The following is a 15,822-nucleotide window of genomic DNA, read 5'->3' as shown; positions in this document are numbered from 1 at the left end:
TCGGAAACAAGGTTTCCGCAAGACTACCACAATCGCCGATCATTGCTCCACGTCGGCGACCTCGCCATGCCTGGTGGCGACATGCTTTTCAGTCAGAGGCGGGCAAGAGGCATATTTCCCGGTGCCGGGAAACATCCGGATCACTCGCCGAAGGGCAGCCCGAGCAGTGCCTTGAGATGTGCCTCGGCACTACGCCCCAGGGAATCGAGGTCGTAGCCGCCTTCCAGCACCGACACGAGCCGACCGTCGGCATAGAGTGCGGCGATCTCCAGTGCCATATGGGTTATCCAGTGGTAGTCCTCGTCTTCCAGACTGAGCTCCGCCATGGGGTCTTCGCGGTGGGCATCGAAGCCCGACGAAACCAGCACGATCTCCGGCTTGAAGGCATGCAGTGCAGGTAGCCAGTCGTCCTCGATCGCCTTGCGGAAGGCGGCACTGTCGGTGCCGGCGTGCAAGGGCGTGTTGACCACGTTGTTCCATTCGCTGCGCAGGTAGCGCCAGGGATAGAAAGGGTACTGGAAGCTGGTGCAGACTAGCACCTCGGGGTCATCCTTGAAGATGTCGATGGTCCCGTTGCACTGGTGCACGTCGAAGTCCAGGATGGCAACCTTGCGAACCCCGTACTTGGCCTTGGCATGGGCCGCGCCCACCGCCACGTTATTGTAGAAGCAGAAACCCATGGCGTCGGTGGCTTCGGCATGATGCCCCGGGGGGCGCACCGCACAGAAGACGTTGTCGGCCTGGTGCCGAAACACCTGGTCGACCCCTCGAACCACGGCGCCCGCCGCCACTTTTGCCGCCTTCAGGCTGTCCGGATTCATCATGGTGTCACTGTCGAGTGTGACAATGCCGTATTCCGGCACGCACTTGTCCAGTGCGCGCAGATGGCGAAGAGGGTGGACCCGTGCCAGCTGCTCCTCGGTCGCCTCCACGGCATCTGACTGCATGGTCTGCTGCAGCACGCCAGAAAGCATCAGCCTTGCCCGGATGGCATCCAGCCGCAATGGACTTTCAGGATGTTCGGGGCCCATGTGATGCAAGTGGCAGTTGGGGTGAGTAATGTATGCGGTAATCATGCACTGGCTCCGAAATGACTGATGTCACTTTAATCGTGACGCCCGCTTGCAGGACAGTGTCAATAAGTCTTAGACAATGAAGGGCAACGTCTCTTCAGGGAGGATCTTGCATGAGCACCCGCTTTCTGCGCCACTTTTTTGAGCCCAGCACCATCGCGGTGATCGGAGCATCCGAAAAACCCTATTCCATGGGCGGCCTGGTGATTCGCAACCTTCAGGAGGGTGGCTTCGCCGGCAGTATCTGGGCGGTCAATCCCAAGGGCTATGACGACGTCTTCGCAATGCCTTGTTTCAGCCGCGTGTCGCAACTGCCGGAGGTGCCGGACCTGGCGGTGATCTGCTCACCGGTGGAGGCGGTTCCTGACCTGATCGAAAGGCTGGGGCGCTTCGGCGTCAAGGCGGCACTGGTGCTGTCCGGTGGTGCCCATCTCGACGATGAGCATGACAACAAGGAGTCGCTGCGTAGCCGAATGCTCAGCGCCGCTCGGTCATCGGGCATCCGCGTTCTCGGGCCCGAATGCATGGGGCTGATCGTCCCGGGTCGCAAGCTCAACGCTTCCTATGCGAGCAAGCCGGTGAAGTCCGGTCGCGTGGCATATCTCGGCCAGTCGGGAATGCTCGGCAATGCCATGATCGACTGGGCCGCCGGCCGCGGCATCGGCTTCTCTCATCTGCTCACGGTGGGGGACAGCGTCGACGTCCTGCTACCCGACCTGATGGACTACATCAGTCAGTTTTCTCCGGCCCAGGCGATTCTGCTCCATCTGGAGCGCATCATGGATGCTCAGCACTTCATGACTGCGCTGCGTGATGCCTCGCGCAACCGCCTGGTGCTGGCCATCAAGAGCGGACGCACCGCAGAGTCCGACATTTCCGGCCTGCCGCCGACGCCCGGTATCGCCAATCGTGACCAGATCTTCGATGCGGCCTTCGCGCGAGCTGGGGTCGTGAGGGTCGACGACTCCGACGAGCTGTTCGATGCCCTGGAGACGCTGTCGCGGATGAAACCCCTGAAAGGGGACCGCCTGGCCGTGGTGTCCAATGGCCTGGGACCGGCGATGCTGGCTATCGACAAGCTGATCAACGCCGGGGGCAAGCTGGCACAATTCAGTGAGACGACTCGAGACGCCTTGCGTCGCGACGACTTCGACATGAGCAAGCCCGGCGAGAACCCGGTGGACCTCGGCGGCAATGCCACCCCGGAGCGACTCGTGGAGGCCCTGGAGATCGTGGCGGCGGACTCGGGCGTGGATGCGGTGTTGGTCGTCCATGCCCCGACCCGTCTGGCCCCATCCAAGACCACGGCCCAGGCAATCATTGCGGCCCGCAAGCGCTTCCGGCGCAACCTGCTGACCAGTTGGATGGGACTGGAGGAGGCGGTGTCGGCGCGCCACGAGTGCAACCTGGCTGGCATTCCCACCTACATCTCCCCGGAGAAGGCGGTGAAGGCCTTCATGCACATGGTCAACTATCAGCGGGTACAGGCACTGCTCCAGGAGATTCCGCCGAGCTTGCCTTTCACCACCACACCGGAGATCCGCCGGCGCTGCTGGTCGCTGATCGAGGAGGCCCGCGAGGCGGGGCGCGAGTGCCTGTCGCACTCCGAGACGGCCCAGGTGCTGGAAGCCTACGGGCTCCCGGTAGCATCCAGTCGCTATCCGCAGACCGCCGAGGAAGCCGCCGAGGCGGCCGCCGCCTTCGACGGCCCCATGGCCCTCAAGGTCGTCCACGAGGGTAACTGCCACCCCTTCCGATATCGCCAGCATCCCCACAAGATCTCCGCCGGGCTGATTCAGGACCTGGCGAACCCGGCGCAAGTCGCCGAGGCCGTGGATCGTCTGGGTAACAAGATGGAAGAAAAGTTTCCGGACTTCGCGGTCCGCGAGTACTGTCTACAGGTCATGCAGCGCGGCAAGCACTCCATGCAGCTGTGTGCCGGCATCACCCGCGACCCGATCTTCGGGCCGGTGATCGTGTTCGGTATAGGCGGCTACAAGGTCAACATCCTGGCCGACCGTCAGGTGGCATTGCCGCCGCTTAACATGAGCCTGGCGGCAGACGTGGTGGGGCGCACCCACGCCGCCCTGCTGATCCGCGAACACTCCAGCCATCCTGAACGCGACCTGGAGCGGCTCTGCGAGCTGCTGGTCAAGTTGTCACAGATGGCCAGCGACCTGACGCAGCTGCGCGGCCTCGAGCTCAATCCGCTGATACTCAACCGTGATGGGGTGGTGGCGGTAGATTTCGCCATGGACCTCGGCCCTTCCGCACGTTTTGCGATCATGCCCTATCCCGAGGAGCTTCGGGAGTGGGTGACGCTCAAGAACGGCTGGCAGGTCGAGGTTCGCCCGATCCGCGCCGAGGACGCACCGCTGATCAACCGTTTCCACGAACAGCTCTCCGAGGAGAGCATCCGCTTCCGTTACTTCCACAACAAGGCCGACCTGACCAAGCGGGACCTGTCAGCTCTGTCACACATCAACTACGACCGGCAGATGGCCTTCATCGCCGAGCACCTCCTTGACGACGGCAGAAAGGAGATGCTCGGGGTGGTCCGCGTGTGGAACGATCCGGATAATATCCGTACCGAATTTTCGGTCATCATTCGTGATGACCTTCAGGGGCTGGGCATCGGTAGTCTGCTGATGAAGAAGATGATCAGCTACTGCAAGAGCGTGGGCACCCTGGAGATGATCGGCAAGATCATGATCGACAACCACCCGATGCGTGCGCTGATGAAGCATCTGGGCTTCAAGCAGCGCTACAACATGGAAGAGCAGGTGGTGGATGCGGTATTGCGGCTCAACGAGCCAGAGAGCGAATGGCAGAGACACCGCCTGGAGAGTCTGCCGGACTGAGACGGCTGCCGGTAAGGAGAACGGCCCGTACCGAGTGGTGGGGCCGTTCGTTGAAGCCAACAAGACCTTGCGCTTAGGGCGCCAGGCGGAAGCGGTGCCAGCTGCCGTCACGTCGCTCGAAGCGGAGGCGATCGTGAAGGCGGCTCGGCTGACCCTGCCAGAACTCGATCATGTCAGGAATCACTCGGTACCCACCCCAGTGGATGGGTCGGGGAATTGTCTGCCCTTCGTAGGCGCGCTCGAAGCGCTGTTCGCGCTCTTCGAGCCAGGTGCGATTCGGGATCACCACGCTCTGGGTGGCCACCCAGGCGCCCAGCTGGCTACCACGCGGGCGGGTAGCAAAATAGTCATCCGACTCTTTTGGGGGCACCTGTTCCACACGCCCTTCGACGCGCACCTGGCGGGAGAGAGACGGCCACCAGAAGACCAGGGCCGCATGAGGCACATTGGTCAGCTCACTGCCCTTGTGACTGTGGTAATTGGTGTAGAAGGTCAGCCCCTGATCATCGACTCCTTTGAGCAGCACCAGACGGGCGTGGGGCCGTCCCTGACTGTCGGCAGTGGCCAGGGTCATGGCATTTCCGTCGTCACCTTCGGCATCCAGCGCCAGGGTCAGCCACTCCTCGAACATCGTCATGGGTGAGTCGGGGGTGGAAGACTCTTCGAGCTGGCCGCCTTCGTAGTCGCGCCGGATGTCGGCAATCTTGCGTGTCATGACCATCTCCTCGAAATATGTGCCATGTTCGCCGCTTGCCGGGTCGAGCTCAATACCCACACGCGGCCAGGTAGTAGATATTTTCCACTAAGCTTAGGGTCTCTCTCCAGTCGCACCATCGCCAGCTAGCCAGCTAGCCAGCTAGCCAGCTAGCCAGCTCGCAGCTGTCGGCTGCGGAAGCGGGCATACGCGGTGCAGCCGACGAACAGCGCCAGGGCGACCAAGGCCTCGGCACTGCCGCGCAGTCCCTGGCCAGGTAGGGTGGCGACCATGACCCCCTGAGTGAAGTAGAGCAGGCTGACGAAGGCTAGCCAGGCATGGCCCCTGGGGCGCCTCGTGAGGATCGAGGGCAGGAAGAGCACCAGTGGCATCACGAAGATCAGTAGCGGCACCAGGGCATTGCCATCGGTGGTGACGATCATCCCACGATAGACCATCAGTACCAGCAGCAGGCCGTAACTGCCCAGTACCAGCCGGCGCGACCCTTCGGTCAGCCGGTCGAGCCCCTTGCGGGCTTCCAGTCCCTCCAGCCACTTTCTCATGAGGCCTCCCGGCGTGAGGCCTCGAGAGCCAGGGCCAGCCTGGCCAGCCGCTTGCCCTGGGCGAAAGCCAGATGACGTTCGTGCTCATCCAGCGGCCGGTCGCTACGCTTGCCGGCGAGGTGGCTCGCGCCGTAGGGCGTGCCACCCGCATTCGTCTCCATCAATTCGATCTCGCTGTAGGGCAGACCGGCATAGACCATGCCGTGGTGCAACAGTGGCAACAGCATCGAGATCAGCGTGGTCTCCTGGCCACCATGCAGGCTGGAGGTCGAGGTGAAGGCGGTAGCAGGCTTGTCGACCAGCGCGCCCCCGAGCCATAGCTCGCTAGTGCCATCGATGAAGTACTTGAGGGGAGCGGCCATGTTGCCGAAGCGGGTCGGGCTACCGATGGCCATTCCCGCGCAGTGGCGCAGGTCGTCCAGGTTGGCATAGACGGCCCCCTCGTCGGGAATCTCGGGGTCGACGGCTTCGCAGGTGGCCGAGACCGGCGGTACGGTGCGCAGGCGCGCCTCGATGCCCGGGCAGGACTCGACGCCGGCGACGAGGCGTTCAGCCATGGCGCGGGTGGCGCCATGGCGCGAGTAGAAGAGGATCAGCACGTAAGGGCGGTGTTCGGTCATGAGGGTTCCTGATGGACTGAGAAAGAGGGGCGCACGGGAAATCAACCGAGAAGGGTTATGCCCGTCGTGATCGGGATAAGCCTGGCGTGGCATGAAGAAGAAAGAGGGAGCCCTTACCCGTCCTTCTCACTTGATCAAAGAGAGGCATTGTAGGCCGCGGCCGAATCCCGCCACAACCGAGCAGGTCAGTCTCCGCTCCGGTGATTGGGGAAAGTGCGCTCGATGGCTCCCAGTACCGACATGATCACCAGCGCCATGATGGTCAACATGGAAGCCAGAGCGAAATTGTCGACCCCGGCCGCGACGCCGATTGCACCAGCTAACCAGATCGAGGCCCCAGTGGTGATGCCGTGGACGCTGGCACCGCTGCGGATGATGCTACCGGCACCGAGGAAGCCGATGCCTCCGATCACCCCTTCGACAATACGAGTGGGGTCGATGCGTGCGGAGGGGTCACCCTCGGCGGTGGCGAACAGGATCTCCAGGCCCACGATCAGAAAGGCCGCGGCCCCCAAGGCAACGAGCATGTGCGAGCGTAACCCCGCGGACTTGCCGCGTAACTCGCGCTCTAGGCCCAGCACCAGCGCAAGGCCCGCGGCCATGCCCAGGCGTGAAAACATATCGAACAGCGAGATCTCGGATTCCATGGCATCTCCTTGATTCGAACGTTTGCCTTGCTTAATCAAGTCGTTGATATACCCACACACGCCGTCCATCCGACAGCGTCATGCGAACGCGTTCATAGCGAATGCCTAGCCTCTCGTAGCGATCCAGTCGCTCGAGCTCTTCGGCCTTCACACGCAGCAATAGTCCTTCGACTCGGGCCCCAGGTGCCGGCGACAAATCGAGGCCTGTGCGCTCGAAGTCCTCCAGCGCGGCGGGCTCGGGCTCGCCTGCGCGGCCATAGACCAGCCAGCGGATCGGCGCATGCGTGAGAGTGCCATAGACGAAGACCCGGTGGGGGCCTTCCTGGACGGGGTTCAGGTGGTCGGGGCGATCATAGGTCCAGGGACTGAGCATGGACAGCCACAGCCAGCCGGTCAGAACCAGCAGGGCGCCAAAGGTGAGGGCGCCCAGCCACTTGAATGTTCGCATGAGGCATCCTTTTCGTGGGAAGGGTTGTCATCTTGCCATGATCGAGCCGGCGGCTTAAGCCGCCGAGGTGGCTCTGCTAGGATATGCTTTCCCCATCACGTCCAGGAGGTGCCCCCATGAGTCAGGCAAATCGAAACGACGTGGATTTCCGGGCACTGATGGAGGATGTGCGCCCCTTGAGCCGCGCGAGCAACCGGGCCGACCCCGGGCGGACACGCGGCGAACCCAACGAGGCCCAGCTGGCCAGGCGCGAGAGTGCCGCGGCAGAGGGGTCGGGTCGCGACTTCCTCTCCGACGACTTTGTCGACCTGGTGCCGCCCTTCGACCCCTTGACCTTCCACCGTGACGGTATCCAGCAGGCGGTGGTGGACCGCCTGCGCCACGGCGGTTACCCGGTGCAGGCCAGTCTGCACCTGTTGCGACGGCCGCTGGAGGAGTGTCGCCGCCTGCTGCCTCCTTTCATTCGCGAGGCCTATGCCCACGACTTGCGCTCGGTGCTGATCGTCCATGGACGAGGGCGCGAGATCGATAGTCCACCCAATGTGTTGCGATCCTACCTGGCGAAGTGGCTCGGGGCGTTCGACGAGGTCCAGGCCTTCGTCTCGGCGGGTCAAGCAGATGGTGGCCTGGGGGCCACCTGGGTGATGCTACGCAAGAGCGAGCGGGCGAGATCGGCCAATCGAGAGCGTCAGCAGAAGCGTCGCGGTTGATGCGATCCCGATAAAGACGAACGGCCCAGCAGAGGATGCCGGGCCGTTCGTCCTCAACGTCGCGTGCCGGACTTCAGGCGTGACCATTCTCGCGCAGGCGGCGCTCGAAGATCGCCTCGCCCACGTCCACTGCCGGCTGGTAGCTGACGCTGAAGGCTCCCAAAGCGCGCAGGGCGTCTTCGAGATGCTGATCCTCGCGCAGGGCCAGGGCATCGAAGCCGCAGCGGGTCATGTAGAACAGTTGGTCGACCAGGACGTCACCGATGGCGCGCACCTCGCCCCCATAGCCGTAGCGCTCCCGGAGCAGGCGGGCCAGGGTGTAGCCCCGGCCGTCGGTGAAGGCAGGAAAGTCGATGGCAACCAGTGGCGCGGCGCCTAGCTTTGCGGCCAGGGTATCGTCCAGCTCGGTATCACTGGATAGCCAGGGGGCTAGCCCCTCCTCACCCGCGAACTCTTGCCAGAGGGCGAGTGGCACGATCACCGGGCGGCGAGAGGGCATTGCCTGTCCATCGCGTGACAGCGCCCATTCGTCCTGTTCCGGTTGCCCCATCTTGATCAGGGTGCGGACGTGTTCGAGCTGTTGATCTGGCGCATTGTCATTTGGCATAGACCCGCTCCTTGAACGGCTTGAGACCGATGCGGCGATAGGTGTCGAGGAAGCGCTCTTCCTCGTGTCGCTGCTCCACATAGACTTCCAGCACCTTGTCGATCACGCCGGGAACATCCTCACGAAAGAAGGAGGGGCCGAGGATCTTGCCAAGCGAGGCGTCATCGGTCGAGTTGCCGCCAAGCGAGACCTGGTAGTACTCCTCGCCCTTCTTGTCGACGCCCAGGATGCCGATGTGGCCGACGTGGTGGTGACCACAGGCGTTCATGCAGCCGGAGATATTCAGGTCGAGCGGCCCGAGGTCGTAGAGGAAGTCGAGGTTCTCGAAGCGCTCCTGGAGTGCCTGAGCAATGGGGATCGACACCGCGTTGGCCAGGCTGCAGAAATCACCGCCCGGGCAGCAGATGATGTCGTTGAGGGTGCCCACGGTGGGATTGGCCATGCCCAGGGCGTCCAGTTCCTTCCACAGCGTCTCGAGGTCGTCTACCGGCACGTCCGAGAGCACCAGGTTCTGTTCATGGGTGACGCGAATCTCACCGAAACTGAAGCGATCAGCGAGATCGGCCACCGCCTCCATCTGGTCGGCGGTGACGTCACCAGGCGCGTGCTCTCGGCGTTTGAGCGACAGGGTGACGGCCTTGTAGCCTGACACCCTGTGGTCAGTGACATTGTTGGTGACGAAGCGTGCAAAGGCACGATTTTCGGCGCGCAGCCGCTCGAAGTCGGCGATCGCACTGTCGTCGACCGGGCGCCGCTCGGGCTCGGGAAAGTGGCCAAGAGCGGCCTCCACGGCGGCGGGCGTCAGCGTCTGGGGGCCATCCTTGAGGTGGGCCCACTCGGCCTCGACACGGCGCCGGAACTCTTCAATGCCCAATGCCTTGACCAGGATCTTGATGCGCGCCTTGAACTTGTTGTCGCGGCGACCGAACTGGTTGTAGACCCGCACGCACGCCTCGAGGTAGGTGAGCAGGTGCTGCCAGGGCAGATCATCACGAACCACATCGCCGATCATCGGCGTGCGCCCCAGGCCTCCGCCGGCCAGAACCCTGATCTTGAGTTCGTCCTGCTCATCGCGCCACAGGCGCAGGCCGATGTCGTGGACCTGGATGGCGGCACGGTCCTCCGCGGCACCGGTGACCGCGATCTTGAACTTGCGCGGCAGGAAGGCGAACTCCGGATGCAGGGTCGACCATTGGCGTATCAGCTCGCACCAGGGGCGCGGGTCCTCCACCTCGTCGGCGGCAATACCCGCGAACTGGTCACTGGTGGTGTTGCGGATGCAGTTGCCACTGGTCTGGATGGCATGCATCTGGACCTCGGCCAGTTCGGCGAGAATAGCCGGCACGTCTTCCAGGGCCGGCCAGTTCAGCTGCAGGTTCTGGCGCGTGGAAAAGTGCCCGTAACCGCGGTCATAGCGACGCGTGATCTTCGCCAGGCGCCTGAGCTGATGGCTGCCGAGCATGCCGTAGGGGACGGCAATGCGCAGCATGGGCGCATGCTTCTGGATATAGAGGCCGTTCTGCAGTCGCAGCGGACGGAACTCGTCTTCCCCGAGGCGGCCGGCCAGGTGGCGATCCATCTGGTCGCGGAATTGAGCGACGCGCTCATCCACGAGAGTCTGGTCGTAGGTGTCGTACCGATACATTCAGGCGTTTCCTGCAGGTCGAAGCGGGTGAAGGAGAATGCCGAGAAGGGCAACATACTCCTCTTCCTTTATTCTATGAAAGAATAAATGATCATAGAATTTAATTAAAAGGTTATCAATCGGCAGGAAAAGGCATGGCATCTTCCGCAGCGGATGGGCTTGAGCAGCCTCCGTCCTCCGGGCGGGTGAGGGCGAGCGGCCCGCTGCGGCGGGCCGCGAGGGTCAGGCGGGGTCGTAGGAGAGCACCGGCGCGAGCCAGCGCTCGAGTTCCTCCACGGTCATGCCCTTGCGTTCGGCCAGCGCCTCGACCTGGTCCCGGGTGATCTTGCCGGTGGAGAAATACTTCGACCGCGGGTGGGAGAAGTACCAGCCCGCCACTGCGGCCGCGGGCCACATGGCGAAGTTCTCGGTGAGTTCGAGGCCGGCGTTCTCGGTGGCCTGCAGCAGGCGGAACAGGGTCGCTTTCTCGGTGTGATCGGGGCAGGCCGGGTAGCCGGGTGCCGGGCGGATGCCCTGATACTTCTCGGCGATAATCGCATCATTGTCCAGGGTCTCATTCGGCACATAGCCCCAGAACTCCTTGCGCACCCGCTCGTGCAGGCGCTCGGCGAAGGCCTCGGCCAGGCGGTCGGTGAGCGACTGGATCAGGATGGCGTTGTAGTCGTCGCCGGCGGCCTTGTACTGCTCGGCCAGTGCCTCCACGCCATGCCCGGTAGTGACGGCGAAGCCGCCGATCCAGTCGGGCTTGCCGCTCGGCTCTCCGCTCACGTCGTAACGGGGGGCGATAAAATCGGCCAGGCTGTGGCAGACGCCGTCGCGGTTCTTGGTGGTCTGCTGCCGGATGTGATGCAGCCGCTCGACCACCTCGCCGCGCGACTCATCGGCATAGACCTCGATGACGTCGTCGTCGACGGTGTTGGCCGGCCACAGGCCGATCACGCCCCGGGCCTGAATGCGCTTCTCGTCGATCAGCTTGCGCAGCATCGCCTGGGCATCGTCGAAGAGGCTGCGAGCCGCCTCGCCGACCTTGGCGTCGTCGAGGATCTTCGGGTACTTGCCGGCCAGCTGCCAGCTCATGAAGAAGGGCGTCCAGTCGAGGCGTTGGACCAGTTCCTCGATGTCATAGTCGTCGAACACCTCGAGGCCGGTGATGGCTGGCCGCGGCGGCGTGTAGCCGTCCCAGTCCATGGCCGGCTTGCGCTGGCGGGCCTCGGCGTAGGAGAGGTCGGCTGCCTTGGGGCGACGCTTGGCGTTGCGTTCGCGCACCGTTTCGTACTCGGCGCGAATCTCGTCGATGTAGGCCGGCTTCAGGGTCGGGGAGAGCAGCTTTCCGGCCACCCCCACGGCCCGCGAGGCATCGGTGACGTAGATCACCGGATGCTCGTAACCGGGCTCGATCTTCACCGCGGTATGGGCCTTGGAGGTGGTAGCGCCGCCGATCAGCAGCGGCAGGGCGAAACCCTGGCGCTGCATCTCCTTGGCCACGTGAACCATCTCGTCCAGCGACGGGGTGATCAGGCCGGAGAGGCCGATGATATCGGCATTCTCGGCGCAGGCGGTCTGCAGGATCTTCTCGGCGGACACCATTACCCCGAGGTCGATGACTTCATAGTTGTTGCACTGGAGCACAACGCCGACGATGTTCTTGCCGATGTCGTGGACATCCCCCTTGACCGTGGCCATGACAATCTTGCCCTTGGCCTGGCTATCGGCGCTCTTCTCGGCCTCGATGTAGGGGATCAAGTAGGCCACCGCCTGCTTCATGACCCGGGCCGACTTGACCACCTGGGGCAGGAACATCTTGCCGGCGCCGAAGAGGTCGCCGACCACGTTCATGCCGTCCATCAGTGGGCCCTCGATCACTTCGATGGGCCGCTCGGCCCGCTGACGGGCGAGTTCGGTATCTTCCTCGATGTAGGCGGTGACGCCCTTGATCAACGCGTGCTCGATGCGTTTCTCGACCGCCCAGCTACGCCACTCCAGGTCTTCCTTCTTGGCCGGGCCGCTGCCGTCACCCTTGTACTTGTCGGCCAGGTCCAGCAGTCGCTCGGTGCTGTCACTGCGCCGGTTGAGCACCACATCCTCGACCGCTTCGCGCAGCTCGCTTGGCAGGTCGTCGTAGACGGCCAGCTGGCCGGCATTGACGATGCCCATGGTCAGCCCGGCGCGGATGGCGTGGTAGAGGAATACCGAGTGGATCGCCTCGCGAACCGGGTTGTTGCCTCGGAAGGAGAAAGAGACGTTGGAAACACCGCCCGAGACCAGGGCGTGTGGCAGGTGCTCGCGGATCCAGCGGGTGGCCTCGATGAAGTCCACGGCGTAATTGTCGTGCTCCTCGATGCCGGTGGCGATGGCGAAGATATTGGGGTCGAAGATGATGTCTTCCGGCGGAAAGTCGAGCTCGTCGACCAGGATCCGGTAAGCCCGCCGGGAGATCTCGGTCTTGCGCGCGAAGGTGTCTGCCTGGCCCTGCTCGTCGAAGGCCATGATGATGATGGCAGCGCCGTAGCGCCGGCAGCGGGTCGCCTGCTCGCGGAAGGCGTCCTCACCCTCCTTCATGGAGATGGAGTTGACCACCGCCTTGCCCTGCACGCACTTGAGCCCTGCCTCGATGATCTCCCACTTCGAGGAGTCGATCATGATCGGCACCCGGGCGATATCGGGTTCGCCGGCGATCAGGTTGAGGAAGTGCACCATGGCTTCCTCGGACTCGAGCATGCCCTCATCCATGTTGATATCGATGATCTGGGCGCCGTTCTCGACCTGCTCCAGGGCCACTTCCAGCGCGGTGGTGTAATCCTCCTCGACGATCAACCGCTTGAAGCGCGCCGAGCCGGTGACATTGGTACGCTCGCCAACGTTGACGAACAGAGAATCAGCATCGATGTTGAAGGGCTCGAGTCCGGAAAGGCGGCATGCTCGCGAACGCTCGGGCACCCGACGCGGCGCCAGCCCCTGGATGGCGGCGTGGATCGCCGCGATGTGCTCGGGAGTGGAGCCACAACAGCCGCCGATGATGTTGACAAGGCCGCTCTCGGCGAACTCGGCGACGATCGCCGCCATCTCCTCCGGTGTCTGGTCGTACTCGCCGAACTCGTTGGGCAGGCCGGCGTTGGGGTGGGCCGAGACGAAAGTGTCGGCCTTGGTGGCAAGCTCCTCGACATAGGGCCGCAGCTCCTCGGCGCCCAGGGCGCAGTTGAGTCCGATGGAGAGCGGCCGAGCATGGCGCACCGAGTTCCAGAACGCTTCGGTGGTCTGGCCCGACAGTGTGCGTCCCGAGGCGTCGGTGATGGTGCCGGAGATCATCACCGGCAACCGTTCGCCCTGTGCCGCGAAGACCTCTTCAAGGGCATAGATCGCCGCCTTGGCGTTGAGGGTGTCGAAGATGGTCTCGATCAAGATGAGATCGGCGCCGCCTTCGATCAGCGCCTCGGCGGCTTCGTAATAGTTCTCGCGCAGGGCGTCGAAGGTGACATTGCGTATGGACGGATCATTCACGTCCGGCGACAGCGACGCGGTGCGCGAAGTGGGGCCCAGCACGCCGGCCACATAGCGCGGCACGCCGGTCTCTTCGGCCACGGCGTCACAGACTGCTCGAGCCAGGCGCGCCGACTCCCGGTTGAGCTCGGGCACCAGCGCCTCCATGCCGTAGTCGGACTGGGAGAGGCGCGTGCTGTTGAAGGTGTTGGTCTCGACGATATCGGCCCCGGCCTCCAGGTACTGGCGATGAATGCGCGTCACCAGGTCCGCGCAGGTCAGGGCCAGCAGGTCATTGTTGCCCTTGAGATCACTAGGCCAGTCACTGAAGCGCTCGCCGCGAAACTCCTGCTCGGAAAGTCCGGCATTCTGCAGCATGGTGCCCATCCCGCCGTCCAGCATCAGGATGTGTTCGTTGAGGCGGTTGATCAGCGTGGCGGTCAGGGCGGTGGGAGCGGCGGCCATGGGTCGAATCAATCTCCAGCGTGAGGCATCAGAATCGTGCCTGCAGCGGGGCACCCGGGGTGTCTTGTCGAGGCTATACGCTGCGGGCGAGGGGCGGTCCTGCCGGGGTTCACTACATCGGCAAGCCGTCGGGAAAGGCTCTCATCTTAGCAAAAGCCACGGCGCCGCGGCAGGGGGCCGAATAAAACCCAGCAATTCAGTCGGGATTGTGTCGGCCGCATAGGTCGCTTACCATTGAGGTCATCACACTTTCTGTACATGTCGCGGCCCCACCCCGCCGCGGCATGTCGCGATAGCGAGAGCACCATGAGCGACAGCATCCAGATCACCGACAGCGCCCAGGACTATCTTGCCGAACTGCTCGAGAAGCAGAACGTCGAGGGAATAGCGGTCCGCATCTTCATTACCCAGCCAGGCACTCCCTACGCCGAGACCTGCCTGGCCTACTGCCGGCCCGGCGAAGAAGAGCCCAGCGACGAGCTGCTGGAACTCGAGAAGATTCGTGTCTACCTGGATAAGAACAGCTTGCCCTTTCTCGAGGAGGCCGTGGTCGACTTCAACGCCGACCGCATGGGCGGACAGCTGACCATCAAGGCGCCCAACGCCAAGATGCCCAAGGTCAATGCCGACAGCCCGCTAGAGGATCGCGTCAACTATATCCTCTACAGCGAGATCAACCCGGGCCTGGCCTCCCACGGCGGCGAGATCAAGCTGGTCGAGCTGACCGACGACCAGGTGGCGGTCCTGGCGTTCGGCGGCGGCTGCCAGGGCTGTGCCGCGGTGGACCTCACCCTCAAGGACGGCGTGGAGAGGACCCTGCTGGAGCGCATCCCCGAGCTTGCCGGGATACGCGACGTGACCGACCATACGGACACCACCAACGCCTACTACAGATAGTCGTGATTGGTTAACTCACTCTCGGTGATCTGAAGAAGGCTCCGCCACGGCGGAGCCTTCATCGTCTTCGAGCACCTCCTCGTGAGTCCGGTCAGCTACCGGTGCCTGCCAGAGGCAGCGATGAAGCTGGTTCTCCAGGTCACGCAAGCGGCGTACTTGCTCCTCCAGCAGCTGCTTCTGCTCGTCAATGCGCGCCTGCATCAGCACCTGCTCATGCTGCAGCGTCCGGCTTCGCTCCTCGGCCTGGTGCCGCGACCACTCGGTCTCGCGATGACGCTTCTCCTCTTCGGCCAGGGCACCGCGCGCCTCCTGCACCAGCTGCTGAGCCCGCTCCAGTCTCGTCTCGAGCTGCTGAAGCTTCTGGGTGTGGCGCTTCTCGGCGGCCTGTCGTTCCTGGCGCGCCTCGTCAAGCAGCCCCATCAGGCGCGCCTCGCTGCTCTCGTGACGTTTTTCCTCCCGGGCCAGACGTTCCTGATGGCGAGTGGCCTGCTCGGTCAGAGCCTGCTGCTGTTCGCGTGCCTGGCGCTCGTGTTCCTGCTGCAGGCTCGCCAACTGAGTCTCGAGCCTTGTCTGTCGGGTAGCGAGCTTCGTCTCCCGCTCCGCCAGCGCGTCGCGCTCGGCCTCTCGACGCGCCAGGTCGCCGCTCTGCTCCTCCAGGCGCTGCTCTGTACGCGCCAGGTGAGCCGCCAGCGCCGACTCACGCTGCTCGGCGTCCTCGGCCCGACGCGATGCCTCGCCGGCTTCCTCTCGCGCTGTCTCCACGCGGCCCTCTGCCTCCTGTCGATAGTGGGCGAGGGCCTCATTGGCGGATGCCTGGGCCTTCTCCCAAAGCGACTCGGCGAGCTCCTGCAAGGCCACGGGCATGCCACGCGGTGGAGGCAGGTCGCGGTTCTCCTCCCGCCGTGTCCGCCACTCCCTGAGGTGTTCACTGATGGTCGTGAAACTGCCGGTCCCGAGCACCTCGCGCACCTTGTGCACGCTGGGCGCCTCGCCCTTCTCCAGCAAGGCATCAATGGCCCGCTGAACATCCTCGTAACGCACGCCGCTGCGCGCCATGGCCTTGTCCTCGTGATGGTCTGTCGGGTCAAACTCTCGAAGGTCGAGCGGATTATACC

13 protein-coding genes are annotated in these 15,822 nt (G+C 63.8%); 3 read left to right on the top strand and 10 right to left on the bottom strand.

Annotated elements, in window-relative coordinates; translation table 11 throughout:
- Window positions 1-140 precede the first annotated feature (140 nt).
- Complete coding sequence (locus tag U5L98_RS09785; protein WP_322558130.1) at window positions 141-1,076, bottom strand: histone deacetylase family protein; 936 nt, start codon at window positions 1,074-1,076, stop codon at window positions 141-143.
- Window positions 1,077-1,186: 110 nt separating this feature from the next.
- On the opposite strand from U5L98_RS09785, the gene U5L98_RS09780 reads away from it, so the two are divergent.
- Window positions 1,187-3,934, top strand: coding sequence for a bifunctional acetate--CoA ligase family protein/GNAT family N-acetyltransferase (locus tag U5L98_RS09780; RefSeq protein ID WP_322558129.1), 2,748 nt, complete (start codon window positions 1,187-1,189; stop codon window positions 3,932-3,934).
- A gap of 73 nt (window positions 3,935-4,007) precedes the next feature.
- Here U5L98_RS09780 and pdxH read toward each other — a convergent pair whose 3' ends face one another.
- The 5 genes from pdxH to U5L98_RS09755 form a co-directional block, all read right to left on the bottom strand.
- A complete protein-coding gene (gene pdxH / locus U5L98_RS09775) occupies window positions 4,008-4,649 on the bottom strand; it encodes a pyridoxamine 5'-phosphate oxidase (protein WP_322558128.1) in 642 nt (213 codons plus the stop codon).
- 149 nt (window positions 4,650-4,798) lie between these two features.
- Window positions 4,799-5,191, bottom strand: a complete 393-nt coding sequence (locus U5L98_RS09770) for a DUF2069 domain-containing protein (protein WP_322558127.1) — start codon at window positions 5,189-5,191, stop codon at window positions 4,799-4,801.
- Entirely contained in the window at window positions 5,188-5,811 is a 624-nt protein-coding gene (gene wrbA, locus U5L98_RS09765; protein WP_322558126.1) for an NAD(P)H:quinone oxidoreductase, read from the bottom strand. The genes U5L98_RS09770 and wrbA overlap by 4 nt, the downstream gene beginning before the upstream one ends.
- Before the next feature lie 185 nt (window positions 5,812-5,996).
- Complete coding sequence (locus U5L98_RS09760) at window positions 5,997-6,458, bottom strand: MgtC/SapB family protein (protein WP_322558125.1); 462 nt, start codon at window positions 6,456-6,458, stop codon at window positions 5,997-5,999.
- 31 nt (window positions 6,459-6,489) lie between these two features.
- Window positions 6,490-6,906 (bottom strand): gamma-glutamylcyclotransferase family protein, encoded by a 417-nt coding sequence (locus tag U5L98_RS09755; protein WP_322558124.1) that lies wholly within the window; start codon window positions 6,904-6,906, stop codon window positions 6,490-6,492.
- 116 nt (window positions 6,907-7,022) lie between these two features.
- On the opposite strand from U5L98_RS09755, the gene smrA reads away from it, so the two are divergent.
- Entirely contained in the window at window positions 7,023-7,616 is a 594-nt protein-coding gene (gene smrA / locus U5L98_RS09750) for a DNA endonuclease SmrA (RefSeq protein WP_322558123.1), read from the top strand.
- A 73-nt stretch (window positions 7,617-7,689) separates the two neighbouring features.
- On the opposite strand, the gene U5L98_RS09745 is transcribed toward smrA, so the two are convergent.
- The 3 genes from U5L98_RS09745 to metH all read right to left on the bottom strand — a co-directional run bounded on the left by U5L98_RS09745 (window position 7,690) and on the right by metH (window position 13,810).
- Window positions 7,690-8,223, bottom strand: coding sequence for a DUF934 domain-containing protein (locus U5L98_RS09745; RefSeq protein ID WP_322558122.1), 534 nt, complete (start codon window positions 8,221-8,223; stop codon window positions 7,690-7,692).
- Window positions 8,213-9,868 carry a nitrite/sulfite reductase gene (locus U5L98_RS09740; RefSeq protein ID WP_322558121.1) on the bottom strand — a complete coding sequence of 552 codons (1,656 nt, stop codon included), beginning with the start codon at window positions 9,866-9,868 and terminating at the stop codon, window positions 8,213-8,215. The genes U5L98_RS09745 and U5L98_RS09740 overlap by 11 nt, the downstream gene beginning before the upstream one ends.
- 222 nt (window positions 9,869-10,090) lie before the next feature.
- Window positions 10,091-13,810 carry a methionine synthase gene (gene metH / locus U5L98_RS09735; RefSeq protein ID WP_322558120.1) on the bottom strand — a complete coding sequence of 1,240 codons (3,720 nt, stop codon included), beginning with the start codon at window positions 13,808-13,810 and terminating at the stop codon, window positions 10,091-10,093.
- A gap of 306 nt (window positions 13,811-14,116) precedes the next feature.
- On the opposite strand from metH, the gene nfuA reads away from it, so the two are divergent.
- Window positions 14,117-14,707 (top strand): Fe-S biogenesis protein NfuA, encoded by a 591-nt coding sequence (nfuA, locus tag U5L98_RS09730; RefSeq protein WP_322558119.1) that lies wholly within the window; start codon window positions 14,117-14,119, stop codon window positions 14,705-14,707.
- 15 nt (window positions 14,708-14,722) lie between these two features.
- Here nfuA and U5L98_RS09725 read toward each other — a convergent pair whose 3' ends face one another.
- On the bottom strand, window positions 14,723-15,763 hold the full coding sequence (locus U5L98_RS09725) for a DNA-binding protein (RefSeq protein ID WP_322558118.1): 1,041 nt from the start codon (window positions 15,761-15,763) through the stop codon (window positions 14,723-14,725).
- Window positions 15,764-15,822: the final 59 nt, after the last annotated feature.

This window comes from Halomonas sp., from assembly GCF_034520545.1.
Taxonomy (GTDB): Bacteria; Pseudomonadota; Gammaproteobacteria; order Pseudomonadales; family Halomonadaceae; genus Halomonas.
Note: the sequence above shows the minus strand (reverse complement) of the source record. Positions and strands in the feature narration are given on the sequence as shown.

Excerpts from the sequence above, each read along its gene's own strand:
- U5L98_RS09785 (WP_322558130.1), bottom strand. The coding sequence starts at position 1,076 with ATGATTACCGCATACATTACTCACCCCAACTGCCACTTGCATCACATG.
- U5L98_RS09780 (WP_322558129.1), top strand. The coding sequence starts at position 1,187 with ATGAGCACCCGCTTTCTGCGCCACTTTTTTGAGCCCAGCACCATCGCG.
- pdxH (WP_322558128.1), bottom strand. The coding sequence starts at position 4,649 with ATGACACGCAAGATTGCCGACATCCGGCGCGACTACGAAGGCGGCCAG.
- U5L98_RS09770 (WP_322558127.1), bottom strand. The coding sequence starts at position 5,191 with ATGAGAAAGTGGCTGGAGGGACTGGAAGCCCGCAAGGGGCTCGACCGG.
- wrbA (WP_322558126.1), bottom strand. The coding sequence starts at position 5,811 with ATGACCGAACACCGCCCTTACGTGCTGATCCTCTTCTACTCGCGCCAT.
- U5L98_RS09760 (WP_322558125.1), bottom strand. The coding sequence starts at position 6,458 with ATGGAATCCGAGATCTCGCTGTTCGATATGTTTTCACGCCTGGGCATG.
- U5L98_RS09755 (WP_322558124.1), bottom strand. The coding sequence starts at position 6,906 with ATGCGAACATTCAAGTGGCTGGGCGCCCTCACCTTTGGCGCCCTGCTG.
- smrA (WP_322558123.1), top strand. The coding sequence starts at position 7,023 with ATGAGTCAGGCAAATCGAAACGACGTGGATTTCCGGGCACTGATGGAG.
- U5L98_RS09745 (WP_322558122.1), bottom strand. The coding sequence starts at position 8,223 with ATGCCAAATGACAATGCGCCAGATCAACAGCTCGAACACGTCCGCACC.
- U5L98_RS09740 (WP_322558121.1), bottom strand. The coding sequence starts at position 9,868 with ATGTATCGGTACGACACCTACGACCAGACTCTCGTGGATGAGCGCGTC.
- metH (WP_322558120.1), bottom strand. The coding sequence starts at position 13,810 with ATGGCCGCCGCTCCCACCGCCCTGACCGCCACGCTGATCAACCGCCTC.
- nfuA (WP_322558119.1), top strand. The coding sequence starts at position 14,117 with ATGAGCGACAGCATCCAGATCACCGACAGCGCCCAGGACTATCTTGCC.
- U5L98_RS09725 (WP_322558118.1), bottom strand. The coding sequence starts at position 15,763 with ATGGCGCGCAGCGGCGTGCGTTACGAGGATGTTCAGCGGGCCATTGAT.